The organism is Sneathiella sedimenti (assembly GCF_017313765.1).
Classification (GTDB): Bacteria; Pseudomonadota; Alphaproteobacteria; order Sneathiellales; family Sneathiellaceae; genus Sneathiella; species Sneathiella sedimenti.
This window is the reverse complement of record NZ_JAFLNC010000002.1, coordinates 166744-190310: the sequence shown is the minus strand read 5'-3', so window position 1 is coordinate 190310 and position 23567 is coordinate 166744. Positions and strand designations below refer to the sequence as shown.

Below are 23567 nucleotides of genomic sequence, written 5' to 3'. Positions count from 1 at the left end.
AATTAGCTTTCTTCGGAAGGCGGAGACGATGAGTGCGTAAAGGATCGGACGACGGTCATGGCGTCCTTGCCTGTCAACACAAACAGCCGCAAAACAAACACGATATAACCAACCAGGAAAATCAGGCGCCCTGGCCATTCGGGCAAATTCAGCTCACCAAAAAAATAGGCGCCGTCAGAAGTCACGCTATCAAAGTCGAGATAGCCTCCGTACAGGATGGGAAGGAGCATCAAGCTCCCGACCAGCGAGCTCAGAAGGTTCAGACCCGGTTGCCAACGATCGGGCATATGGCTGGTAAATACCTCCACCATGATATGTGCTCGCTCCGCCGCGACATAGGCGAGCGGCAGAACCACAGCGCCAATCATCAACTCCCGCACCATGATCACATCATCGGGGATCGAGACGCCGAACAGAAACCGACCGAAAATGGTGATGTTGATAATGGCACAAATGCCGAGAATGCAGCAGATGGAGAGGGTTACAAGTACCCCCTCCAGTTTCTGCAAAATCCAAGGCCCCGGCCTCTCCGGGGAGTTCCCGGTTAGCGGTTCCATGGATAGCCCTTGGCTTTCCGCTCGTCGTCATACTTCTTCAGAAGGTCATGAAACTGACTTTGCAAAGCGACGGCATCGATCCCCGCTTCAGTCGCACTTTTCTGCCATTCCTCGAGATATTTATTGGTCGCTTCCAGAAGGCGCGCTTTATCCGCATCCGAGAACTCATAGATATTTACTTTGGTTCCATCAATTTCAGAGTTTGGATTGTTAGTCAGGACATCGTTGTCCAGCATCATTTTTTCAACGTAATAATCAATGGATTCAGCGCCGAGTTCATTGATGATTTTCTGCTGCTCAGGGGTCAGGCTGTTATAGGTATCCTTGTTCATGACATAGGCAAGACCAAGCAAGGCACCCCAATCAAGCTTGGTAATATCTTTTGCAACTTCCTGAAGTTTGAACGCCGGAATAGCATAGCCATAAATCTGCGTACAATTCACAAGACCTGTGTCAATCGCCTGATATGATTCATAAACAGGCATTGCCACATTCGTCGCGCCAAAATCGTTGAAAATCTTGCCATAGACGCCAATACCGCGGATCTTCAACCCCTTGACGTCGTCCAATGTCTTGACAGGCTTGTCCTTACAAATCAGTTGAATTTCGGTCGAGGTCACGTTGGTAATATATTGCAGGTTCGAATTGGCGAATTCCGCCTGCATATCCTCGTTCTGATGCACCAGATCGTAAATGGCACGGGTGCTCACCCACGGATCCGAATAAGCTGTCGGTAGATCGCCAAGAATATAGGCCTGATGCAGTTTGGGGTTATATACACCCAGCACCAACCCCATGTCCGCAGCGCCCGCACCGATACCCTTGACCGCAGCTTTTGGCTTCAGAAGCGCGCCGCCCCAATGAAATTCGATTTTCAGTTCACCATTGGTGCGCTTTTCCAACTCGTCCGCAAACCATTGCGCCGCTTCCGCACGCGTACCACGATTTGGACTGCCATCGGTCCATGTCAGGACTCTGGTGGCACTCGCCGGCAATGCAACCGCTACAGTCAATAACCCCGCACAAACGAGCGTCTTTAAGTTACTTATATAATTCATTTTTCTCCCCTATTGTTAGACTTCAGTTTCGGCTTTATTGCCGATTTCAACAAAAAATTTTGATATTGCGTTCGCTTTTTTCACCGGCTTTGTCGCCCATCACGGCAGGGCTCCTTTCTACAAATTCACGACGGCGACGCGTGTTTTCTCCTTTTCACTGGTCAGGACCTAAGGAGCCCTGAGACTAAAATGACCGCGATCAAGGACAACCTCGTTTCGATCTTCAACAACAACGCGAAAACGTCCCCCCTGATCATCAGGCCAGATATCGACCCGCAGCGTATCGCCCGGAAAGACGGGCCTGCTAAATCGACAGGCATACCCGCCAAAAAGGGCCGGGTCGGATTTGCCAACCGTTTCCTGCAAAATCAGTCCGACGATACCCATGCTGCACAAGCCATGCAGGATTGGTCGGTCGTATCCCGCCTGACGCGCGATATCGGGCATAATATGCAAGGGGTTGTAATCTCCGCTCAGGCGATAAATCAGCGCCGACCGCAGGTCGGTGGTTTTACTCACTGAGATTTCAGGTGATTGCTCGGGCAGCGACGCCAAGGCATCAGGCGTCTCTCCATAATCCCCGCAGCCGCCATCTCCACGACAGAATACACCCGTTGTCACGCGGCATAATTCTTCCTTGGTTTTCGCATCACACAGCAGCTTCTCGTAGTAAACAATGGCGCCCCTACCCTCGCCTTTGTCCGTAATTCCCAGCACTTTGTGACTGGCCAGTACCGTTCCTTTTGCAGGCAACGGCCGGGATATGCTGAGGAATTGCTCTGCATGCAAAAGTTTGACCCAATCAACTTCCAAGGCGGGATCACGCAGCCAGAATCCCGGGTGCCCCAAGACCATTGAATAGGAAGGCAATGCCTGCAGCCCGTCCTCAAAAAGATATTTCAGCTCCCGCTCGTTCATCGGATCCAAGCCAACATTTACACCGAGAGCGTAAAGTATGACGTCACGCTCTGTATAACTGACCTCGGTATCCGGAAAACTGTAATCGATAACTTTTTGCGGGATCATGTTTACTCACCTTTTCTTATAATAGTACGCACTTATTTATCTATCTTTTTTGTTCGTATATGCGTATATAATATATTTATGCGAATATAATATTTGATATATCTAAACTGTCAATCCGCTTTTTTGATTGAAATCCTTCAATTAACTGGCGAGAGATCAGCGGCGGCCCGTACAAAATTCCAACGTAATGATATTGACAGGCGCACATTATGTTTGTATCGATATACGTATTCATTACGCATATGAATATAATCGCCAAAACTCAGATGGCCTATTGCATCGGCGGCGCCGACAGGCTTTTCAATAAATGGAGAAGAAAAATAATGATAAACCCAATGTCACTTGAAAACCAGAACGTGATCGTGACCGGTGCAGGTCAGGGAATTGGCGAGGCCGTTGCCAGACTCGTCGTTGATCTCGGTGGCAAGGCGATTTTGGTCGACCTGCAGGGAGACAAGGTGAATGCAATCGCCGATGAATTGGGAAGCGACAAGGCGGAGGTTTACGTCGGCTCCGTTGCTGATCCGGGATTTGTTCAGGACATGGTGGAAAAAGCGGTCGCACGCAATGGCGCAATCCATGGGCTCGTCAATAATGCCGGCATTGTCCGCGCTGCTATGGCCACCAAAATGCCGATCGAGACCTGGCAGCAGGTTATCGACGTTAACTTGTCTGGCGTCTTCTATTGTTTGCAGGCCGTAGGTCGGCACATGTATCAAAGAGCGATGGATGGCGATACGAGCCCTGCTTCGATCGTCAATATTTCTTCCGACGCAGGACGTCGCGGGACTATCGGGCAAATCAACTACGGGGCCGCAAAATCAGGTGTTATGGGCCTGACGATGAGCGCTGCACGTGAATGGTCGGCAAAACAGATCCGCGTCAATACGATTTGCTTCGGTGTCGTCGAAACTGAAATGACCGAAACGATCCGCTCGGACAAATTCCGCGATGGTGTAATGGCACAAGTTCCCATGGGCCGTTTCTCGACGCCGGACGAGGTGTCGCAACCTGTTTGCTTCCTGCTCTCGCCCGCTGCCAGCTATATCACTGGTCAGCATCTGTCCGTCAATGGCGGTTACACGATTGGCGTTTAGTTGAATCTCGAGGCAGGCACAGGGTCATACTTCTATGCCTGCCTCTTATACGGAGAATTGAAATATGGCGCCTGACGGCCAGAACAGAAAGCCCGAAAAATCGGCGTCACGGGGCGGTCCGCAGTCGGTAGGACGGATATTTTCAATTCTCGAATCACTCGCCTCCATGGATACAGGTGCGACACTGTCTCAATTGGCTATTTCCGCCTCTGCACCGAAAACAAGCCTTGTCGGCCTCCTCGCCGGCTTAACCGAGGAGGGATGCGTCAGCCGTGATGAGAACGGCCGATACTATCTTGGCCCTCGGTTCATTACACTCGCGATGCGAGCCGTTTCAGGCCGGGAATTTCTGAAACTGGCGCGCCCTACTCTAGTTGACCTTGCGCGGGAAACTGGGGAAACGGCAGTAATCGCGGCGTTAAACCATGAAGGCGATATGGTGACCTATCTTGATAAGGTGGAAAGCACAAATTCCATACGTTATTCCGTCCCTATCGGGGAAAATCGCGAACTTTATTGTACCGTTGGGGGAAAGCTTCTTTTAGCGTTTTTTGAGTCCGAACGGCTGGAGACCTATCTGCGCTCACATAAACGCAAGCGCTATACCGAGACCACGCTTACCGGCAAGTCCGAGATCAAGGCGGCACTTGAGAAAATCCGGCAGGAAGGCATCGCCAGAACATCGGATGAACAAGTTCACGGATCCAGCGGTCTGGCAGGACCGATCTACTCAAATACAGGCGAGGTTATCGCGGCAATATTAATCGCGGGACCGTCAGAGCGCATGCGCGCCAACGCCGCACAAAATGAAAAACTTGTAATTCGGGCGGCGAAGGAATGCACAGTTGCGACCGGCGGCGTTCCGATAGATTCAACGTTACCGACGTAATTGGAAATATAGTCTTAAGCAGTCTCCCACTCGCGTCGGATCTAATAAAAACAATAAATATAAGGACAGGAAATGAGTTTCGCACTTACACCAGAACAAGAGCAAATCAAGGAAAGTATTGCACGAATATGCAAGCCGTTTGGAGATGATTACTGGCTCCAACGGGATACGGACGGAGAATTTCCCGAGGAGTTCTGTCAGGCTATTGTTGATGAGGGCTTCATGGGGATTGCCATGCCGGAGAAATACGGCGGCAGCGGACTTGGTATCGCGGATGCGGCAGTCATGGCGCAGGCAATCACGGAATCGGGCGCCGCGAATGCCGGTTTTGCCGCGCTCATTATCGGTATTTTCGGTCTTAATCCCGTCGTGGTTTTCGGCACGGAAGAACAGAAGCAAAAATGGCTGCCCCCTATCATCAAGCGGGAGGACGTCGCATGTTTTGCTGTGACCGAACCGAACACCGGCCTTGATACGACGAGACTAAAAACCCGCGCCGTTTGGGACGGGAAGGATTATGTCGTCAAGGGGGAGAAAATCTGGACGTCGACTGCCCTTCGCGCCAACAAAATGCTGCTCATTGCCCGGACAAAAAGGGAAGAAGAAACGGAACGGCCCATAGATGGTCTCTCCCTTTTCTATACCGATCTTGATCGCGATTATGTCGAAATTCGCCCTATCGACAAAATGGGCCGGAAATGCGTCGATTCCAATCAAATGTTTATCGACGGCCTCCGTATCCCGAAAGAACATCTGGTTGGTGAGGAAGGCAAGGGTTTTCGGTACCTTCTGCACGGATTGAACGCAGAAAGAATCCTGATAGCCGCCTCTATGGTTGGATTGGGGCGCGCGGCACTCAAGAAAGCTGCGCAATATGCCCGTGATCGCGTGGTTTTCGGACGGCCAATTGGCATGAACCAGTCAATCCAGCACCCCCTTGCCGAATCCTGGGCGGAACTGGAAGCGGCTAACCTCATGGCCTTCCAGGCAGCGAATATGTATGACGAGGGGAAGGAATGCGGCCTTCAGGCCAACGCAGCAAAATATCTTGCGGCGGAAGCTACCTTTAAATCATGTACAAACGCCGTCATGACCCACGGTGGAATGGGATATGCCAAGGAATTTCACGTTGAAAGATATTTGCGTGAATCCCTGATACATCGCCTTGCGCCAATTAGTCCGCAGCTAATTCTGAGTTATCTTGCAGAAAATGCGCTGGACCTCCCGAAATCATACTGAAATAGTAGCCACGACCTAAAATAAAACAAAAACAGAGGTTAAAACATGAGCCGAATGAGCAAGGCCTATATTGCGGGTATATATGAGCACCCAACCCGCAAGGCAGTCGACAAGACAATTCCCCAATTGCATGCCGAAGTCGCCATTGGCGCGCTGAAAGACGCGGGCCTGACGAAAGACGATGTTGACGGATATTTCTGTGATGGAGATGCGCCCGGCTTGGGCGGCATGTCAATGGCCGAGTATATGGGCCTGAACATAACCTATACGGATACCACCGAAACAGGCGGGTCCTCCTATGTTGTCCATGTCGGACATGCGGTCGAAGCGATTGCCGCCGGCAAATGCAATGTGGCCCTGATCACCCTTGCCGGACGGCCACGGGCGGAAGGCCTCACGACGCTCGGCGCGCGGGATCGCGGTGGTGAATTGCCGGAGCGCGGATTTGAAATCCCTTATGCACCGGTCATAACCAATATGTACGGCATGGCGGCGATGCGGCACATGTATGAATATGGAACGACCAGCGAACAACTTGCCTGGATAAAGGTTGCTGCCTCTCATCATGCGCAGCATAACGAGCACGCCATGTTGCGCGATGTAGTAACCGTGGAAGATGTTGTCAACTCGCCCATGATTTCCGATCCGCTCCACCGTCTTGACTGCTGCGTTATCAGTGATGGGGGTGGCGCATTGATTGTCGTCAGCCCGGAAATCGCAAAATCTCTTGGGGATCGCTGCGTTAAGGTACTTGGACATGGCGAGGCGGTAAAACACCTGAACGGCGGCAATTTTGACCTGACCTATACCGGTGCCGCCAAATCCGGCCCGATTGCGTTTGCCGAAGCCAACGTAAAGCCGGCAGATATCGATTATGCCTCAATCTACGACAGCTTTACGATTACGGTTCTGGAAACCATAGAAGATCTCGGCTTTTGCGAAAAAGGCCAGGGTGGTAAATTTGTATCCGACGGGAACCTGATTTCCGGTGTCGGCAAACTCCCCTTCAATACAGACGGTGGCGGTCTATGCAACAACCATCCGAGTAACCGCGGCGGCATGACCAAGGTAATCGAGGCTGTCCGGCAACTGCGCGGCGAAGCCCACCCCAGGGTCCAGGTCCCAGACTGCACCCTCGCCCTCGCCCATGGCACAGGCGGACAGATCTCAACGCGCACAGGCGCAGGAACCGTTATTTTGGGAAGGAACGACGCATGAGCCAGCAGGAAAGAGTTTATAAAGACCCCGATATCAACATGGAGACCGAACGCTACTGGGAAGGGGCAAAAAATGGCAAGCTGCTAATGAAAAAATGCAACTCCTGCGGCAAGACCCATTTTTACCCGCGCGCCATCTGTCCTGTTTGCTCGAGCAGCGATACGGAATGGTATGAAGCAAGCGGCAAAGGCAAGATTTACAGCTATTCCATCATGCGACGGTCGGAGATTCCTTATGTCATGGCCTATGTGACCCTTGATGAAGGGATAACGATGATGTCGAACATTGTTGAAAGTGATTTCGACGACGTCAAAATCGGCAAGGCTGTCGAAGTCACTTTCCGGAAAACCGAAGGAAACCAATCCTTGCCTGTTTTCCGGCTTTGTAAATAATCCTCGAAGGAGTTTCCTCATGACCAGGCCACTCGACGGCGTCAGGGTTATTGACCTGTCCAATATGCTGATGGCTCCCTATACAACCCAGATTCTGGGCGATATGGGAGCAGATGTCATAAAAATCGAGGCTCCGGGCGGTGATCCTGTCCGGGGTATCGGCCCCTCTCGACATTCGGAAATGGGGCCAATCTTTCTAAATTGCAATCGCAGCAAACGCAGCATTCTTCTGGACCTCAAACAACCGGAAGGTTTGACAGCCGCGCTTGATCTGATGCGGGATGCAGATGTGCTGGTCTATAATCGCCGCCCACAGGTGATGGCGCGCCTTGGCCTTTCTTACGAGAGCGTTGCAAAGGTTAATCCGCGTATTATTTTTGCAGGCCTTTTTGGGTATGGACAGGGCGGCCCGTACGAAAGGAAGCCAGCCTTTGATGATCTTATCCAGGGCGCTGTTTCCATTCCCTGGCTCTCGCATATGGCGGATGGAAGCGAACCGACCTATGCGCCGACAGCTCTTGTCGATCGCGGGGTCGGCCTGTGGGCCGTCGGCCAGATCAACGCGGCCCTTTACTATCAGAGCCGCACGGGCAAGGGTCAGCAAATTGATATGCCGATGTTTGAATTTATGGCGAGCTTTGTCCTCGCCGACCACCTGGCCGGACATACGTTCGATCCACCGATTGGACCGCTCGGTTACGACAGGATGATTAACCCGGATCGTCGTCCGTATCAGACGAAGGACAGCTATGTCTGCGTTATGATCTATACCGATCGTCACTGGCGCTCATTCTATCAGGCGCTGGGTCGGGAGGCTGAACTCGACGCCGACCCACGCTTTAAATCGATGACCACCCGCACGGAAAACATAAAAGAAATATACGCGGAGCTGGCCAAGTTAATTGCGACCCGTACAACTGCTGAATGGCTGAAACTCTTCGATGATGCAGATATTCCGGCGATGCCATTGCATACGCCGGACACCCTGCTGGAAGATCCGCATTTGAAAGCTACAAATTTCTTCAAATCAATTGATCATCCAAGCGAAGGAAAACTATTGGACATGGAAGTTCCTAGTCAATGGTCGGAAACCCAGCCCTCCGCAACGCGGCCAGCGCCGCGCCTTGGAGAGCACAGCGCAGAAGTACTGGCCGAAATTGGCTACAGCGAAGAGAAAATTTCATCCCTTTTAAACAAGGGCATCACTGCACTCCCAACAAACTAACAAATTTAAATTCAACAGGAGAAAGTAAGAACCATGTCAGGTCTTTATTACGAAGAATTCAAACCAGGAATGGAATTTGAACACCCACTGCGGAGAACTGTTACGGAAATGGATAACGTCATGTTCTGCGCCATGACCCATAACCCCCAACCGCTTCACCTTGACGAGGAATATAGCAAGGAGACCATGTACGGTCAGCGGATCGTCAACAGCCTGTTTACATTGGGACTGGTCATTGGCGTAACAGTGGCCGACACCACCCTGGGAACCACGCTCGGAAATCTGGGCATGACGGATATACGGTTCAAGAACCCGGTTTTCCATGGCGACACCATTCGCGTGGTTACCCGCATCAAAGAAATGCGCGAGAGCGCGTCCCGGCCGACGACCGGGCTCGTGGTGTTCGAGCATATCGGCATCAACCAGCGGGATGAGGAAGTCGCCTATGTTGTGCGGACGGGCCTCATGAAGAAGAAACCGGTATGATCATCCGGTCATGGCTGTTCGTGCCAGGAGATAACGAACGAAAACTCAGCAAGGGTCTTGAAAATCCGGCAGATGCCCTCATTCTGGACCTCGAGGATTCCGTTGCCGATAACCGGCAGGAAATCGCTCGGGGAATGGTATGCGATTTTCTGAAAGCCAATACGGAACGGTCGCGTCAACAGCTTTGGGTGCGAATTAATCCCCTCGATAATCCGCTATCCCTGCCAGACCTGACAGCCGTCATGCCAGGCAAGCCGAATGGTATTGTCCTTCCCAAGGTATATTCGGCCGAAGAGGTAAATACGCTTGATAAATACCTGTCGGTTTTGGAAGTTCGCGAAGGCATTGAACCGGGTTCCACGAAGATACTGTGTGTCGCCACGGAAACCGCCGCGTCGCTACTCACCTTCCACACCTACCTCGACAATGTCAGCGACCGACTGATCGGCATGACCTGGGGCGGCGAAGATCTCGCTGCTGCTCTTGGTGCCAGCGATAATCGCAATCCGACAACGGGTGAGTATGATGATCCGTTCCTGCTCGCAAAATCCTTCTGCCTTGCGACAGCGCGCGCCATTAATGTCCAGCCGGTCGGGGTTGTCTTTGTTGATTACCGTGCACTCGATGCGTTAAAGGCAGACTGCCTGCGGGATCGCCGGTCGGGGTTCATCGGCAAAATTGCCATTCATCCCGCGCAATGCGAAATCATCAACGACGCCTTCACACCGTCGGATGAAGACATCGCCTATGCCCAGAAAGTCATTGACGTTTTTGAGCAGAACCCGGGACTTGGCACTGTTGGTCTTGATGGGAAAATGCTGGATATGCCGCATTTGAAACAGGCGCGAAATGTGGTAACACTCGCAGAGCAGATCAAAGCAAGGAACTAGCTAATTCGGGGCGGCATCAGGGTAGACCTGTGTCGCCTCAATATTTTACGGGCGCATATAAGCCCGGCCTTATAGAAAAACACCGCGGTAACGCGGATAATAAAAAGGATGTTACAAGGAAATGGCGGGTGTATTAGACGGTATACGCGTGGTTGAACTGACCACTGTAATACTAGGTCCATGGGCCACTCAGATGCTGGGCGACATGGGAGCGGATGTGATCAAGGTGGAGACGCCGTCTGGCGACACAACGCGCCATACCGGACCTAGAAAAAATCCCGGAATGGGCTCGCTGTATCTCGCGACGAACCGCAACAAGCGCAGCATTGTTCTGGACCTCACCAAGGAGTCTGGCCGCGAAGCCTTGTTCAAGGTGATCAAGACCGCCGACGTCTTTGTTCATAATCTACGTCCGAAAGTCGCAAAAAAGCTTGGTCTGGAATATGACAAGTTCAAGGATGAATTTCCCGATCTGGTTTATTGTGCCGCGTATGGATTCAGGGCTGGTGGCCCGATGGCGGACAAGCCGGCCTATGATGACATCATTCAGGCGGCGTCTGGCCTCGCCGACCTTTTGACAATCACCTCTGATCAACCGCGCTATGTGCCCACGATCATTGCCGACAAAGCCTCCTCGCTCAATCTTGTATCGGCGATATTGGCCGGCCTCGTAAGTCGCGAGCGCGGCGGCGGCGGCCAGGCGATAGAAGTGCCCATGTTCGAGGCCCTGGTCGATTTTGTTATGGTTGAACATCTGTACGGCGCCTGTTTCGAGCCCCCCATCGCCAAGATGGGATACGAACGACTGCTGAACACCATGCGCAAACCCTATGCAACCACGGACGGATATCTCGCTGTTCTGCCTTACACGGACCGCAACTGGCAGGACCTCTTTGACGTCGCAGGACGAGACGACCTCAAGAATGATCCCAGATTTGAAAGCCATGCCTCCCGTGTCGACCATTCCCAGGAAATATATGGCCTGCTCGCTGATATTATTGCAACCCGGTCCTCCGCGGAGTGGCAACGAGAGTTAGACGCCCGGAATATTCCTGTTCAAACGGTCATGACAAAGGAAATGCTGCTGGAAGACGAACAATTGAATGCAACGGGCTTCTGGCGCCTTGAACAGCATCCGACCGAGGGTACTTTGCGCATGGTTGACCCGCCTATCCGGTTTTCAAAAACGCCGTCAACCATTCGCAGCTTGCCCCCCCACCTCGGGGAACAAAGCAGCGACATTCTTCGCGAAGCGGGCTATTCCGAAACGGAAATCAGTCAGTTCATAGAAGAGAAGGTCACACAACAGTCGTAACCGGTCGCCCCCGATAACCGTCAACGTTTCCGGAGTTCAAAGATGGAAAATTTCAAGAATATTATTTTTGAAGTCGATAATAGTGTTGCAACACTCACCTTGAACAGGCCAGAGGCATTAAACGCCATGACCTTCGAGCTGATGTATGAAATCCAGGACGCGTTGAAAATTATCGACGAGGATAAGAGCATCCGCGCGCTTATCCTCACGGGCTCCGGGCGCGGCTTCTGTGCGGGTCAGGATCTGCGCAACCGCCCCCCCGAGGGAAGCGATATTGTCGAATTATACACCGGTTGCTATTTCGACGCGATCAATGCCATCCGCATCTGTCGGGTGCCTGTTATCACTGCTGTCAACGGAGCAGCCGCCGGTGGCGGCTTCTCTCTCGCGCTCGCCGGGGACATTCTGATAGCCGGCAAATCGGCAAAATTCATCCAGGTATTCAGCCGGATCGGTCTCAGCCCTGATCTTGGGTCAACCTATCTGTTGCCGCAGGCCATCGGCAGGGCACGGGCATTGAGAATGATGATGACCAATGAACCTGTCTCCGCAGATCAGGCCTTCGATTGGGGTCTTGTCAGTGACGTCTATGACGATGACAAGCTCATGGACGAGGCAAGGGCTCTCGCCGCCAAGTTGGCGAGTGGCCCTACCTACGCGCTTGAGATGACCCGCAAGACCGTTGATGAAAGTGCCCATAACGATTTCAAGACACAGTTTCGCCGGGAACTGGAAGTAAATGCGGAGTTACGGGAAAAATATGACTCAAAAGAAGGGGTCGCCGCATTTCTGGAAAAGCGACCGGCGGTGTTTAAAGGCGAATAAACGCGAAAGATCATTTTTCCAGTAACTGTTTCCTGAGTTCGGTTTTCAGGATTTTTCCGTAGTTACTTTTCGGCAATTCATCAACGAAGAAATACTCCTTCGGCCGCTTGAACCTGGCAATATGGTTCAGGCAGAGCTCTTCTAACTCCTCCGGAGTAGCCGAGGCCCCTTCCCTCAGGACAACAAAGGCGACAACTTCTTCTCCCCAGTCTGGCTCCGGCCGCCCGACCACCGAGACTTCATCCAGCCGGCTGTCCATGAGCAGGACTTCTTCAATTTCTCGGGGGTATATGTTAGTCCCACCGCTGATGATCATATCCTTCGAACGGTCTTTCAGGGTGAGAAATCCATCTTCATCCAAAAACCCTATATCCCCGGTATGAAGCCATCCATCCCGGATCGCCTGGCTTGTTGCCTCCGAATTGTTCCAATACCCCGCCATGACGACATCACTCTTTAAGACAATCTCGCCAATTTCTCCGGTCGGAACTTCATTGTCCTCCTCATCGACAATTCGGACCTCCACACCTGTGCGTGGCAGACCAACGCTGGAGAGGCGCTTTTCATATTTCGGGTTATTGTTATCGGCGTGAAGTTCCTTGCTAAGACTGGTTCCCGTATTCGGGGACTCACCCTGACCGAAAATCTGGATCAGGCAGGGCCCAAATGTCGCAAGGGCGCGTTTGGTATCCTCCAGATACATCGGCGCGCCACCGTAGTAGATTGTCTTGATATTCTCAGACTTGGCAGAGCCTGCCTTCGGATGGTTCGTCATCCGCGTCAGCATTGTCGGTGCCGCCATGAAGGTCGCATTTTTGTAGGTTTCAAGAAGCCCGAAAATTTCCTCTACGTCGAAACCGCCACTTTCCGGCACGACATGGTGCGACGCCTTGATTAGATGTGGAATGGCATATAATCCATCCGCATGAGACATCGGGGCCGTGTGAAAATAGGTATCCTCCGGGGAAAGCTGATCGACGTCCGCGTAATATCTGAGTGTCATACCCAGTAAAGTCCGGTGTGTGAGCGTCGCCCCTTTCGGTTGCCCCGTCGTTCCGCTTGTATAGAAGATCCAGGCAGGGTCCGTCTCTGAGACATCCACCATCTCAATCGGGGGGTGTCTTAGCAGAGCTTCATATGCATCGTCATTTACGCATAACATCCGCTCAAACCCGTCGATCGCTTCCAAAGACTCGCTGATACCGTCAATCAGATTTCCAGTGACGAAGCAAACTTTTACGCCTGCATTATCAATAATATAGGCAAATTCCTTGGGGTGGAGTTTGGAATTCATGGGGACGACACATAGTCCCGCATGCCAGCAGGCCACCAGAATTTCCAGATACTGCGGCGTGTTCAACATGGCGAGACCAACCCGATCCCCCACGCCCAGCCCAAGCTCACCGCGAAGAGCCCCCGCGAGGCCTTGTACACGATCGGCAAACTCGCTGTAGGTATGGAGCTGTGTCGTCCCGAGGGAGACGGCGGGTTTATCGCCATAAACCCGTGCTACACGCGATAGAAAATCTGAAATATTCATTACATTACGTCCCCAGTTATTATTGCTGTTTCAGGGTCATATGTTTCGACCGTCAGCCCCTCACTTCGGGAGGCTAGATTGCCCGCTCTTTATCGGTCCAGAAGCTCGCACGAATATCTTTCTTGCGCACTTTTCCAACCGGTGTCCGGGGGAGGCTTTTCCAGATTTCAACGGACTTCGGTGCCTTCACACTGCCAAGGGTTTTCTTACAGAGGCTGATAATCTCCTCTTCCTCTAGTGTGCAGCCTGGTTTCAGCTCAATCACCGCCTTTACCGCCTCGCCCCATTTTTCATCGGGGGCACCAATGACGGCACAATCCTGAACGGAAGGGTGGCCCCAGATCACCTGCTCGATTTCACTCGGGTAGACGTTGAATCCACCGGTGATGATCATGTCCTTCTTGCGGTCGACAATGTAGACATACCCGTCTTCATCGATATAGCCGATATCGCCGGTATGGTGCCAACCGAAGGTGGAGACCTCTTCCGTCGCTTCGGGGTTCTTGTAATAGCCCGTCATAACCAGATTGCCCTGAACGACAATTTCCCCGCGTTCATTCGGCGGCAGAAGATTGCCTTCATCATCCATGATCCGGACACGGGTTTGCAGGGTTTGGCGTCCGCAACTTGCCAGACGCTTTTCCTTTGTATTACTGCCTATTACGAGATGATCTTGAGGTGAAAGATAAGTGCAGAACATGGGGGCCTCGGCCTGCCCGAAAGACTGGCTCATGACCGGACCAAAAATTTCCAGACATTCCTTCAGCTTGTCGACTGACATCGGCGCCGCCGCATAGATGAAATGCTCCAGGCTGCTGTAGTCATATTTTTTCACGTCCGGATGAGCCAGCAGCATATAGATCGCCGTCGGCGGCAGGAAGAGATGCGTGACTCCTTCGCTCTCGATTGTCTTCGCAACCATTTCCGCATCAAACTGCGGCAGGATGACCTGAGTTCCGCCATTCGCCATAGAGAGAATGGCAAGCACACCCGCCGCATGGGACATCGGGGCAACAACCAGATGAACCGGCGGCTTCTTCATCGGCATCGTAGTATAGAAGGCCGTAATCATGGCATCCCATATACGGTTGGTCCAGAGCACACCCTTTGGAAGGCCCGTAGTTCCACCGGATGAAAAGATAGAAGCTAATGTATCCTGATCGCTTGCGATGTCCGGATCGGTGCTCTCCTCGCCGTTTATCCAGTCTTCCAGATAAACGCCGCGACCACCCGACTTATCGATACAGACAAAATACTTAATTTTCGGACAGAGTTTGGCGAACTCACCCGCTTTTTCTTCAAACTCACTATGATAGAAAAGAACTTCAACATCACAGTTATCAAGGATATAGGCGTTTTCCTTGACTTCATTTTTCGCGTTGAGTGGGACCCATACGACGGCCGCGCGTAACATACCTAGGCAACATTCAAATGCCGGCACGGCGTTGGAACTAAAAACTGCGCCTTTCACCTGAGGCTTCACACCCAGACGGATCAGCGCATTGGCGATCCTGTAGTTGCGTTCCTGCACCTCCGCATAGCTGCGCGAAATGCTGCTGTCTTTCAGGCAGATCCTTTCCGGGTCCAGCGCAACGCCGCGATCGAAGTAATCAATTACACGCATGAAATTCTCTCCCGTCGTCTATTAATTCTTCTGCAGAATGGTGATGCAGGCGGCGGCCTCCTCATAGCCAAGGAATCCGCCGCCGTTTTCAGCGATGGCTGTCCGCGCCCCATCCACCTGACGAGGGCCCGCCTCCCCGCGCAGCTGCTTGACGAGTTCATAAACCTGCGCAAGGCCGGTTGCCCCGATGGGATGCCCGCGGGATTCCAGCCCCCCGGAGGGATTAACAGGAATGCGACCGCCAACCGTTGTATGACCCTCTTCGGACAGGCGACCGCCTTCCCCAAACTCACAGAATCCCAAGGCTTCAACCTGAAGCAGCTCCGCAAAAGCCGTTGCATCATGGACTTCGGCTACGTCCATATCTTTCGGGGACAGGCCCGCCTTTTCATAGGCAGCATTTGCGGCCAGATGGGTGATCTGCTTGTTGAATTCGTCATGCTTGCGGTTGGTGCCCGACCGGAGGACAGACGCCGCGATCCTTACGGCACGTCCCAAGCCAAGCTGGCGCGCTTTCTCTTCCGAAACCACAATAGCCGCTGCCGCGCCATCACTGATCGGGGCGCACATGGCAAGTGTCAGCGGCCAGGCAACGGGCCGGTCCTGCAGAACTTCTTCCACTGTCATCTTGTTCTGATATTGCGCCTTGGGGTTATATTGGGAATGCGTATGATTTTTTGCACAGGCGGCCGCAATCTGGGCCTGTGTAATGCCGAATGCGTTCATATGATTACGCGCCAGTGATGCGTAGACGTCCATAAAGACGCTGCGTTGTCCACCATTGTCTTCCGCTTCTGGCGGCAACGGCAAGTCTTTAGACATAGCCTGTAACCGGGCAATAGACTCGTCTGCCGTATGGACGTCCCAACCGCCATCGAATACAGCGAAGGATCGCGCTCGGTCGGTCGAGTTCATCTTGTCTGTTCCGATTGCCAACGCAATATCGCCCTGCCCTGACTGGACAAAGGCACAGGCTGAGTTGAGGGCAGTACTCGCACTGGCGCAGGCATTCTCGATATTGGTAATCGGAATCCCCTCGAATCCAGCAGATCGCAGGGCAATCTGCCCTGGCACCAAATACTGCGCCTCAACTGCCGCCTGGGAGGCATTGGCAAAATAGGCTGCTTGAATGCTGTCTCGGTCCAACCCGGCGTCTTCCAGCGCCTCGGCAACCACCTCTCTCGTCATATCCTTGACGGAGCGGTTCAAAAACTTACCAAACTGCGTCATTCCGATGCCGATGATATATGCGTCTGACATATGTCTAACTCCCAATTTTAGAGACTTATAAGTCCTTCGATTTTCTCCCGTTCCGCCAAGAGGTCTTCCGTCTTGCCGGACCAGCGGATATGCCCGTTGTCGATCAGGTACTGTCGTGTCGCCAATTTGAGCGGCACCTTCAAATTCTGTTCTACAAGAAGAATTGCCACGCCCTCAGCATTGATCAAAGCCATGGCCTTGATAAGATCCTCGACAACAAGCGGCGCAAGACCTTCTGTCGGCTCGTCCATCAGCAACAGTTTCGGATTGGTCAGCAGGCCGCGCCCAACGGCCAGCATTTGCTGCTCCCCTCCAGATAATGTGTCGCCGCGCGATGTCATCCGCTCCTTCAGGCGCGGGAACAGTTCATATACGCGCTCTAGGTTCCATGCGCCTTTCCGGCCCATCACCGTTGCGATGCGTAAGTTTTCATCAACGCTTAATGTTGCAAATATCCGCCGGTCCTCCGGCACGAAGGCAATGCCCGAACGACCCAGCATTTCAGTGGAAACCCTGGTTGCATCCCGGCCGTCATACATACGCTTGCCGGAGGCGATCGGGTTCAACCCCATGATCGCCTTCAACAATGTACTTTTACCAGCGCCATTGCGACCGATGAGGGAGACGATTTCCCCCTCACCCACCGTGATCGAGACGTCATGCAGCGCCTGTGCCTTGCCGTAGAATACATCGCAATTCTGCATTTCCAGAAGGCTCATTCTTCCTCTCCCAGATAAGCTGTGCGGACGCGCGGATCACGCTTGATCGTTTCGGCCTCGCCAGATGCCAGAATCTCACCCGCGAGCATGACAATGATCTCGTCGGAAATTTCCATAACCACATCCATGTTATGCTCAATCAGCAAGACAGTCCGGCCTTGCGATACCTTGCGGATCAATTCAACAGCCTTCTCCGCAACATCATGTCCAACTCCGGCGAGAGGCTCATCCAGCAGCAGAACTTTCGGCTCACTAAGCAGTGCCAGACCTATTTCGAGTGCACGCTGATCCCCATGCGAAAGGCTCCCGGCGTTGACATGCCCAAACCCTTCCAGACCGATCTCGGAAAGGACACGTTCCGCGTCATTGGCAATTTCCTTGAATTTGCCAACCGGTCGCCAAAAAGGTTGTAGCCTGAAACGGTGGGCCTGTGCCGCAAGTCGCAGATTCTCAAAGACCGTCATTTCGGCAAAAATCTGTGTGATCTGGAAACTCCGGCCCAGCCCTGCCCATGTGCGTGCATGAGGCGACTGACCAGTTATCTCCTGGTCATTGAGAAACACGCGTCCCTTGCTGAGCTGAGCACGCCCCGAAAGCGCATTCATCAATGTTGTTTTCCCGGCACCATTGGGGCCAATCAGGCCATAAAGAAAACCGGGCTTAAACTCATAAGTGACATTGGTGACGGCCTTGAACGCGCCGTAGGAAACTTCGATTTCCTCACAGCGCAGTATGGATTTATTTTCAGCTATGCCGCTCATGACTTCCCTCCCGGCATGATACGGTTCCAAAGCTGTTGAATCAGTCCCGCAATACCCTTCGGCATTCCAATTGTTGAAATGATGAAGATAAGGCCGAGAATGCCGTACCAGTGAGAGGTCTGGGTCGACAGCCATTCGCGCATGATCTCGAAGATGGCAACGCCGAGAATGGGCCCAAACAAGGTGCCCATACCGCCCAGCAGCACCATGATCACGACGTCCCCGGACGTGCTCCAGTGCAGCATTTGCGGGCCGACATAGAAAATCAGTGACGCAAGCAAGCCTCCGCTCACCCCGGCATAAATGCCGGAAATCGTGAACACCGAACGTTGCAGTCGCTGGACATTGAAACCGATCTGCTCCGCCCTTACTTCGTTGGATTTAATTGCCTTCAGAGCCTGGCCCAGTGGCGAAATACGGATAAGACCGGAGATCAACAGCGCAAGGACAAAGAGCGCCAGCAAAAAGAAGTAATAATTGCCATCATCATAGAAATCGATACCAAACAGGTCCGGACGAGGCACACCCGCGATACCGTCGACGCCACCGGTCAGCATTCGCAACTTCGTTCCCGCCATGATATAGATCAACTGAGACAGGGCGAGCGTAAGAAGTGCGAAGAACAACCCTGACACCCGGATCGCGAAATAGCTGAATACCAACGCCAATGCACCACCGATCACGCCTGCCGCACCTAGTGCCGGAAGGAAATCCCATCCCATGCGCATTGTCAGCAGGGAAAGGGTATAGGCGCCGACCCCGAAGAATGCCGCGTGCCCGAAGGAGAGCATCCCGGCAACACCAAATACCAAGTCAAACCCGATGGCGAATATCGACCAAATGAGTATGGCGTTCACCATGCCAATGCTGTGCCCTTCCGGAAACATCAAGGGCACAGAAATTACGATGGCGACGATCAGTGCCATTAAGCGTTGCGCGTTCATGCCGTACGCCCCTTGCGACTGAACAATCCTTCCGGCCGGAGGATGAGTGTTCCAATCAACAGAATAAAGGTAAGAAAATCGACCCAGCTCGGCGCATAGCTATAGCCGAGCGCACGAGTCATCCCGATCAGGAGTGCCGCCAATACAGCTCCGCGAATATTCCCAAGGCCGCCAATGATCACGACAATAAAACTGTCGATGATGATATTGAAACCCATGCCTAGCTCAATCGGGAACAAGGGTCCGGCAACCGCACCGCCAAGGGCCGCGAGGCCAGCGCCGAAGGAGAAAACCCCCGTACGAACCAAAGAAACATTGATACCTAGGGTCCGTACCATTTCGGGATCGCCGCTGGCCGCGCGGATAATCATTCCGTACCGGCTGCGGTCCAGAATGAAAAACAGGGCCGCCGAGACAGCGGCGCCAAAGCCGATAATAAACAGGCGATAGCTCGGGACCGAACTGCCAAACATCTCTATTGCGCCGGCGAATAATTCCGGTGGATACATCTGCTTGTATTCCAGCCCCCAGATAATCCGAACAGCTTCATCCAGCACCAGAATAAAGCCAAAGGTTAACAACAGCTGATAGACATGATCTCGGTTATAAACTGGCCGAAGGGCGACACGCTCCATCAACGCACCGATAGCAGCCGCAATGATAGGGGCCGCGACCAATCCCGCCCAGAAGTTACCTGTAACATTCACCATCTGGAAAGCGAGATATGCGCCGAGCATATATAGCGATCCATGAGCAAAATTGATTACACGCAGCATGCCGAAAATAAGGGTTAACCCCGCCGCCAGCAGGAACAGCAGCATACCCATGGACAGGCCTATCACGATCGTAGACATAGCCGTATCACCTAACCTGGAATGGAAATAAAAGCGGCCGTGGCAAGCCCACGACCGCCCGTTATTTAAGTCCGCCTATTCTTCACATTCCGGGAAGAGAACCTCAGGCTGGAATATATTGGTGATCTTCATCTTGAGATCAGGGTAAGGCGCCTCGCCTTTTTCCACGACACCCCAGAGACCAACCTGCAGCGCCTGATGATCACAGGCCCGCATTTCTTTTCTGCCCTCGACAGAATTTTCGCGGACGCTTCCCTCAAAGGCTTTAACCCATTCTTCCCGGTCCCAGGAGTTGGTGCTGTCCACTGCATCAAGGAACCAGCTCATGCCATCAAATGCCTCACCGGCGAAGCTGTCTGGCCATTCGTTATATTTCGCGCGATAGGCTTCAACAAATGCTTTGTTAGCGGGATTATCCAGGGAGTAGTGATACCGCACACCAGAAGCCGCCCCGATTGCGTCGGGACCAACTGCCGCAGCAAGAACCTCATCTTGCAAGACCGGGCCGAACAGGACCTTGTTTTTCCCAAGGCCGGCCTGACCCGCCTGCTTAAGGAAGGTAACACCGTCACTACCGGTTACAATCAGGATGACACCATCAGCGTCCGTTTTAGAGATTTTATCGATGATGACCGAATAGTCACGATTTCCGAGCGGGGGATAATCAACACCGACAATCTCAACGCCAGCCGCTTCCGCAGCAGCCTTATAAGCATCCCAACCATCCCGGGTCACGGCATAGTCGGCACCGACACCATAGACCTTCTTCAAGCCTGCTGCCTTGGTGAATTCCAGCGCCATACGGATCTCCATACCGAGCGTATTGGATGTCCGAAAAGTATAGCGATAACCATTTTTACGGGTAATTTTGTCATCCGCTGAAATGGTCACGAGAAGCGGAATTTTACGCTGCTCTGTAATACCCTGCAATGCTGCTGTTGACGCGGAACTCGCCGCCCCAAAAATCATTTGCGCCCCGGAGGAAATCAAGCGAGTCGCTTTTTGAACAGCCGGCTGCGGCTTCGTTTCACTATCTTCCCATGTTACCTCGACAGGTTTACCGAGAACCTTGCCGCCGCGCATCTCAATCGCAAGCTCGGCACCCTGTTTCATACCCTTGCCAATAATTCCGTAAGGCCCAGAAAATGGCAATACAGCGCCAATTTTAAAGGATTCCGGCTCATCAGCCATTGCGTAGTTGCTGCCCGTAAAAGCGAGCACGGCAGCGCAAGCAGCCGTTAGAATCGTAGATTTAACAATATTCATGACGTCTCCCTTAAGAACACAGAAGGTTCGTTTGCGGACTGATTTCGCCGTCCGATTTTCTTGATATTTATCGCGCATGCGTTTTTCACAGCACGACCCCTCAGATACCTGAAATTATATAACAGCTAACCTGTTTAAGTCAAATTGTTTGTTATATATGACGAGAGGCTTTTCTTCGGAAGATATTGACCTCAGTAAAGTCAAATTATATACTATTTATAAGAGTATATTTTTACTTGACTCTCTAATTGCATGAGCAACCGACTTCCGGTCGTCATTACTGGGCCAGAAAATATAACAATGAAATTGACCTAATAAGTCATACTGTTATAAAACCGCTTTTAGAGGATTGCACCCGGTTCGTATGCCAATGATTCTATTAATTGGCTTAACCATTTCTTTTAGTCGACACTACACCTCGAAAGTCAGGGACTGGCCAACAGACTTTTTCGATTTTGTGTAAGGTATGATATGTACGGTTATCATCGGGTACAGAACGTATAGATATAACATGGGGCCACTCAAGCGTAGCGGCCCCCCCCAGTTTAAGGAGTATGCGCCAGTATGTCATTGGATGAAGACGACCTTTGCCCGGAGGATCACGCGCATTGGCTATTTTCGGTCATGTATCTAGGATACAATAGTATGCTTGAGGTAGGAGACGAACACCTCAAATCCATCGGCCTCCGCCGTCCGCATTTCCGAGTGCTTTACGTGATCCAGCGTAAGCCCGGGGCGACGGTTAGGGAGGTGCTTGCTTTTCTGAATATTACCCAACAATCAATTAGCCCGATCATCAAAACCTTGATCGCGGACGGCTTTATAACGCAGAAAGAGGACCTTAAAGATCGCCGCAGCCGACATCTGTATCTAACGAAAAAAGGTCGTGCGGCCTGGCGCGGCGTGATTGATACCCAAAGAGCTTATCTGAAACAGGCCTATCAAAAAGTTGGATTCGAAAACGCGAAAGGATATGCCTATACGGCATATGCGATGATGAACGAGAAAAACCAACGCCAGCTCGAAGTAGTCTGGAAGGATAAAACATTTTTTCTCGATGATTATGAAAGATAATCCAGGATATCCATTCCTAGGAAACTTATATTCATTTTCTCTTGCGAAAAAGACTGATGGCATGCCTTGCTATCGCAAGACATGCCGTGGAAAAAGGAATTAAGCCGCCTGGTAAAGGGTTACAACGCAAGCTCCCCCAAGACCAAGGTTGTGTTGAAGGGCGATTTTGGCTCCCTCTACCTGTCTCTTTCCGGAATTTCCGCGTAGCTGATTGACGAGCTCATAACACTGGGCAAGCCCCGTCGCGCCAAGCGGATGTCCTTTTGACAGCAATCCACCGGACGGATTTGTCACCACCTGACCGCCATAGGTATTGTCCGCATCCCAGATAAATTTCTCCGCACCGCCTTCCGGCGCAAAACCGAGACCTTCGTAAGTGATGAGCTCATTTGCAGTGAAGCAGTCATGGAGTTCTGCGACATCGACATCCTCAGGTCCCACTCCCGATTGTTCATAAACCTTCTGGGCGGCCGCGGCCGTCATATCATACCCAACAATACGCATCATGTCGTTCATGTCGAATGTAGAACTGAAATCGGTCGTCATGGCCTGGCCGGCAATCACGACACCGGTGTCAATGCCATGCTTTTTTGCGAATGCTTCGGAACAAACGATAGCGGCACCCGCCCCACACGTCGGCGGGCAGCATTGCAGACGCGTCAGAAGAGTGGTCATTCTCGGCGATTCCATCACATCTTCGACAGTTATTTCCTTGCGGAATATGGCCTTCTCATTGTGAACCGCATGACTGCTCGCCTTGGCCCGGATCTTGGCGAAAGTTTCGCCCTTGGTACCGTATTTCCTCTGATGCTCGAGGCCAGCCCCTCCAAACATCTTGATCGCCATTGGCGAGGTAAAATCCTGTGTCAGTTCATCGGTCATGCTATTGAACTTACCCAGAGGGCTTGGACGATCTGTCCAGACGTCGGCTAGGGCGCCTGGCGTCATCTGTTCGAAACCGACTGCCAGCGCACAATCAACCACACCAGATTCAACCGCCTGACGCGCCAGGAAAAGGGCAGACGATCCGGTCGAGCAGTTGTTATTTACATTAACAATCGGAATACCGGACATCCCGACTTCATACAGGACTCTCTGACCGCAGGTGCTATCGCCATAAACATAGCCCGCATAGGCCTGCTGAATTTTATCATAATCGATACCGGCGTCCGCAAGCGCCATGTTAATCGCCTTAGCGCCCATGACGGTATAAGGCTCATTCTGGCCCGGTTTTACGAACGGCGTCATTCCGACGCCCGCAACCACAATTTTATTTGCCATAGTTTTTTTCTCTTCTCTGTTTTCGGC

General features: G+C 52.3%; 23 protein-coding genes. 11 read left to right on the top strand and 12 right to left on the bottom strand.

Annotated features, from left to right (window positions below; all coding sequences use genetic code 11):
• Positions 1-2 precede the first annotated feature (2 nt).
• The 3 genes from J0X12_RS06080 to J0X12_RS06070 all read right to left on the bottom strand — a co-directional run bounded on the left by J0X12_RS06080 (position 3) and on the right by J0X12_RS06070 (position 2641).
• Positions 3-557 carry a TRAP transporter small permease gene (locus J0X12_RS06080; RefSeq protein ID WP_207043297.1) on the bottom strand — a complete coding sequence of 185 codons (555 nt, stop codon included), beginning with the start codon at positions 555-557 and terminating at the stop codon, positions 3-5.
• On the bottom strand, positions 545-1615 hold the full coding sequence (locus J0X12_RS06075; protein WP_207043296.1) for a C4-dicarboxylate TRAP transporter substrate-binding protein: 1071 nt from the start codon (positions 1613-1615) through the stop codon (positions 545-547). Before J0X12_RS06075 ends, J0X12_RS06080 begins: the two co-directional genes overlap by 13 nt.
• A gap of 168 nt (positions 1616-1783) precedes the next feature.
• Positions 1784-2641, bottom strand: a complete 858-nt coding sequence (locus J0X12_RS06070; protein WP_207043295.1) for a MaoC/PaaZ C-terminal domain-containing protein — start codon at positions 2639-2641, stop codon at positions 1784-1786.
• Between the two features lie 323 nt (positions 2642-2964).
• Between J0X12_RS06070 and J0X12_RS06065 the strand changes: the two genes are divergently transcribed.
• The 10 genes from J0X12_RS06065 to J0X12_RS06020 all read left to right on the top strand — a co-directional run bounded on the left by J0X12_RS06065 (position 2965) and on the right by J0X12_RS06020 (position 12217).
• Positions 2965-3738, top strand: coding sequence for an SDR family NAD(P)-dependent oxidoreductase (locus J0X12_RS06065; protein ID WP_288902943.1), 774 nt, complete (start codon positions 2965-2967; stop codon positions 3736-3738).
• Between the two features lie 64 nt (positions 3739-3802).
• Positions 3803-4627, top strand: a complete 825-nt coding sequence (locus tag J0X12_RS06060) for an IclR family transcriptional regulator (protein ID WP_207043293.1) — start codon at positions 3803-3805, stop codon at positions 4625-4627.
• 72 nt (positions 4628-4699) lie between these two features.
• A complete protein-coding gene (locus J0X12_RS06055; RefSeq protein ID WP_207043292.1) occupies positions 4700-5866 on the top strand; it encodes an acyl-CoA dehydrogenase family protein in 1167 nt (388 codons plus the stop codon).
• Positions 5867-5911: 45 nt separating this feature from the next.
• Entirely contained in the window at positions 5912-7084 is a 1173-nt protein-coding gene (locus tag J0X12_RS06050) for a thiolase domain-containing protein (RefSeq protein WP_207043289.1), read from the top strand.
• Positions 7081-7476, top strand: coding sequence for a Zn-ribbon domain-containing OB-fold protein (locus J0X12_RS06045; RefSeq protein ID WP_207043288.1), 396 nt, complete (start codon positions 7081-7083; stop codon positions 7474-7476). The genes J0X12_RS06050 and J0X12_RS06045 overlap by 4 nt, the downstream gene beginning before the upstream one ends.
• Before the next feature lie 19 nt (positions 7477-7495).
• Positions 7496-8701, top strand: a complete 1206-nt coding sequence (locus J0X12_RS06040) for a CaiB/BaiF CoA transferase family protein (protein ID WP_207043286.1) — start codon at positions 7496-7498, stop codon at positions 8699-8701.
• 33 nt (positions 8702-8734) lie between these two features.
• Complete coding sequence (locus J0X12_RS06035; protein ID WP_207043283.1) at positions 8735-9187, top strand: MaoC family dehydratase; 453 nt, start codon at positions 8735-8737, stop codon at positions 9185-9187.
• Positions 9184-10077, top strand: a complete 894-nt coding sequence (locus J0X12_RS06030; protein WP_207043281.1) for an HpcH/HpaI aldolase/citrate lyase family protein — start codon at positions 9184-9186, stop codon at positions 10075-10077. The genes J0X12_RS06035 and J0X12_RS06030 overlap by 4 nt, the downstream gene beginning before the upstream one ends.
• 121 nt (positions 10078-10198) lie before the next feature.
• A complete protein-coding gene (locus J0X12_RS06025; RefSeq protein ID WP_207043279.1) occupies positions 10199-11392 on the top strand; it encodes a CaiB/BaiF CoA transferase family protein in 1194 nt (397 codons plus the stop codon).
• Positions 11393-11434: 42 nt separating this feature from the next.
• Positions 11435-12217: an enoyl-CoA hydratase-related protein gene (locus tag J0X12_RS06020; RefSeq protein ID WP_207043276.1), complete on the top strand. Its 783-nt coding sequence runs from the start codon at positions 11435-11437 to the stop codon at positions 12215-12217.
• A gap of 10 nt (positions 12218-12227) precedes the next feature.
• Here the strand turns inward: J0X12_RS06020 and J0X12_RS06015 are convergent, their stop codons facing one another.
• The 8 genes from J0X12_RS06015 to J0X12_RS05980 all read right to left on the bottom strand — a co-directional run bounded on the left by J0X12_RS06015 (position 12228) and on the right by J0X12_RS05980 (position 21185).
• The gene (locus tag J0X12_RS06015; RefSeq protein ID WP_207043274.1) at positions 12228-13757 is read right to left on the bottom strand and encodes an AMP-binding protein; all 1530 of its coding nucleotides are present in this window, start codon (positions 13755-13757) and stop codon (positions 12228-12230) included.
• 73 nt (positions 13758-13830) lie between these two features.
• The gene (locus J0X12_RS06010) at positions 13831-15381 is read right to left on the bottom strand and encodes a class I adenylate-forming enzyme family protein (RefSeq protein WP_207043273.1); all 1551 of its coding nucleotides are present in this window, start codon (positions 15379-15381) and stop codon (positions 13831-13833) included.
• Positions 15382-15402: 21 nt separating this feature from the next.
• On the bottom strand, positions 15403-16641 hold the full coding sequence (locus tag J0X12_RS06005; RefSeq protein WP_207043272.1) for a thiolase family protein: 1239 nt from the start codon (positions 16639-16641) through the stop codon (positions 15403-15405).
• Between the two features lie 17 nt (positions 16642-16658).
• Complete coding sequence (locus J0X12_RS06000) at positions 16659-17360, bottom strand: ABC transporter ATP-binding protein (protein ID WP_207043271.1); 702 nt, start codon at positions 17358-17360, stop codon at positions 16659-16661.
• A complete protein-coding gene (locus J0X12_RS05995; protein WP_207043270.1) occupies positions 17357-18121 on the bottom strand; it encodes an ABC transporter ATP-binding protein in 765 nt (254 codons plus the stop codon). The genes J0X12_RS06000 and J0X12_RS05995 overlap by 4 nt, the downstream gene beginning before the upstream one ends.
• Entirely contained in the window at positions 18118-19065 is a 948-nt protein-coding gene (locus J0X12_RS05990; RefSeq protein WP_207043269.1) for a branched-chain amino acid ABC transporter permease, read from the bottom strand. Before J0X12_RS05990 ends, J0X12_RS05995 begins: the two co-directional genes overlap by 4 nt.
• Complete coding sequence (locus J0X12_RS05985; protein ID WP_207043268.1) at positions 19062-19919, bottom strand: branched-chain amino acid ABC transporter permease; 858 nt, start codon at positions 19917-19919, stop codon at positions 19062-19064. Before J0X12_RS05985 ends, J0X12_RS05990 begins: the two co-directional genes overlap by 4 nt.
• 75 nt (positions 19920-19994) lie before the next feature.
• Positions 19995-21185 (bottom strand): ABC transporter substrate-binding protein, encoded by a 1191-nt coding sequence (locus tag J0X12_RS05980; protein ID WP_207043267.1) that lies wholly within the window; start codon positions 21183-21185, stop codon positions 19995-19997.
• A 564-nt stretch (positions 21186-21749) separates the two neighbouring features.
• On the opposite strand from J0X12_RS05980, the gene J0X12_RS05975 reads away from it, so the two are divergent.
• Positions 21750-22259, top strand: a complete 510-nt coding sequence (locus J0X12_RS05975) for a MarR family winged helix-turn-helix transcriptional regulator (RefSeq protein WP_207043266.1) — start codon at positions 21750-21752, stop codon at positions 22257-22259.
• A 99-nt stretch (positions 22260-22358) separates the two neighbouring features.
• Here the strand turns inward: J0X12_RS05975 and J0X12_RS05970 are convergent, their stop codons facing one another.
• Entirely contained in the window at positions 22359-23540 is a 1182-nt protein-coding gene (locus tag J0X12_RS05970; RefSeq protein ID WP_207043265.1) for a lipid-transfer protein, read from the bottom strand.
• Positions 23541-23567 lie beyond the last annotated feature (27 nt).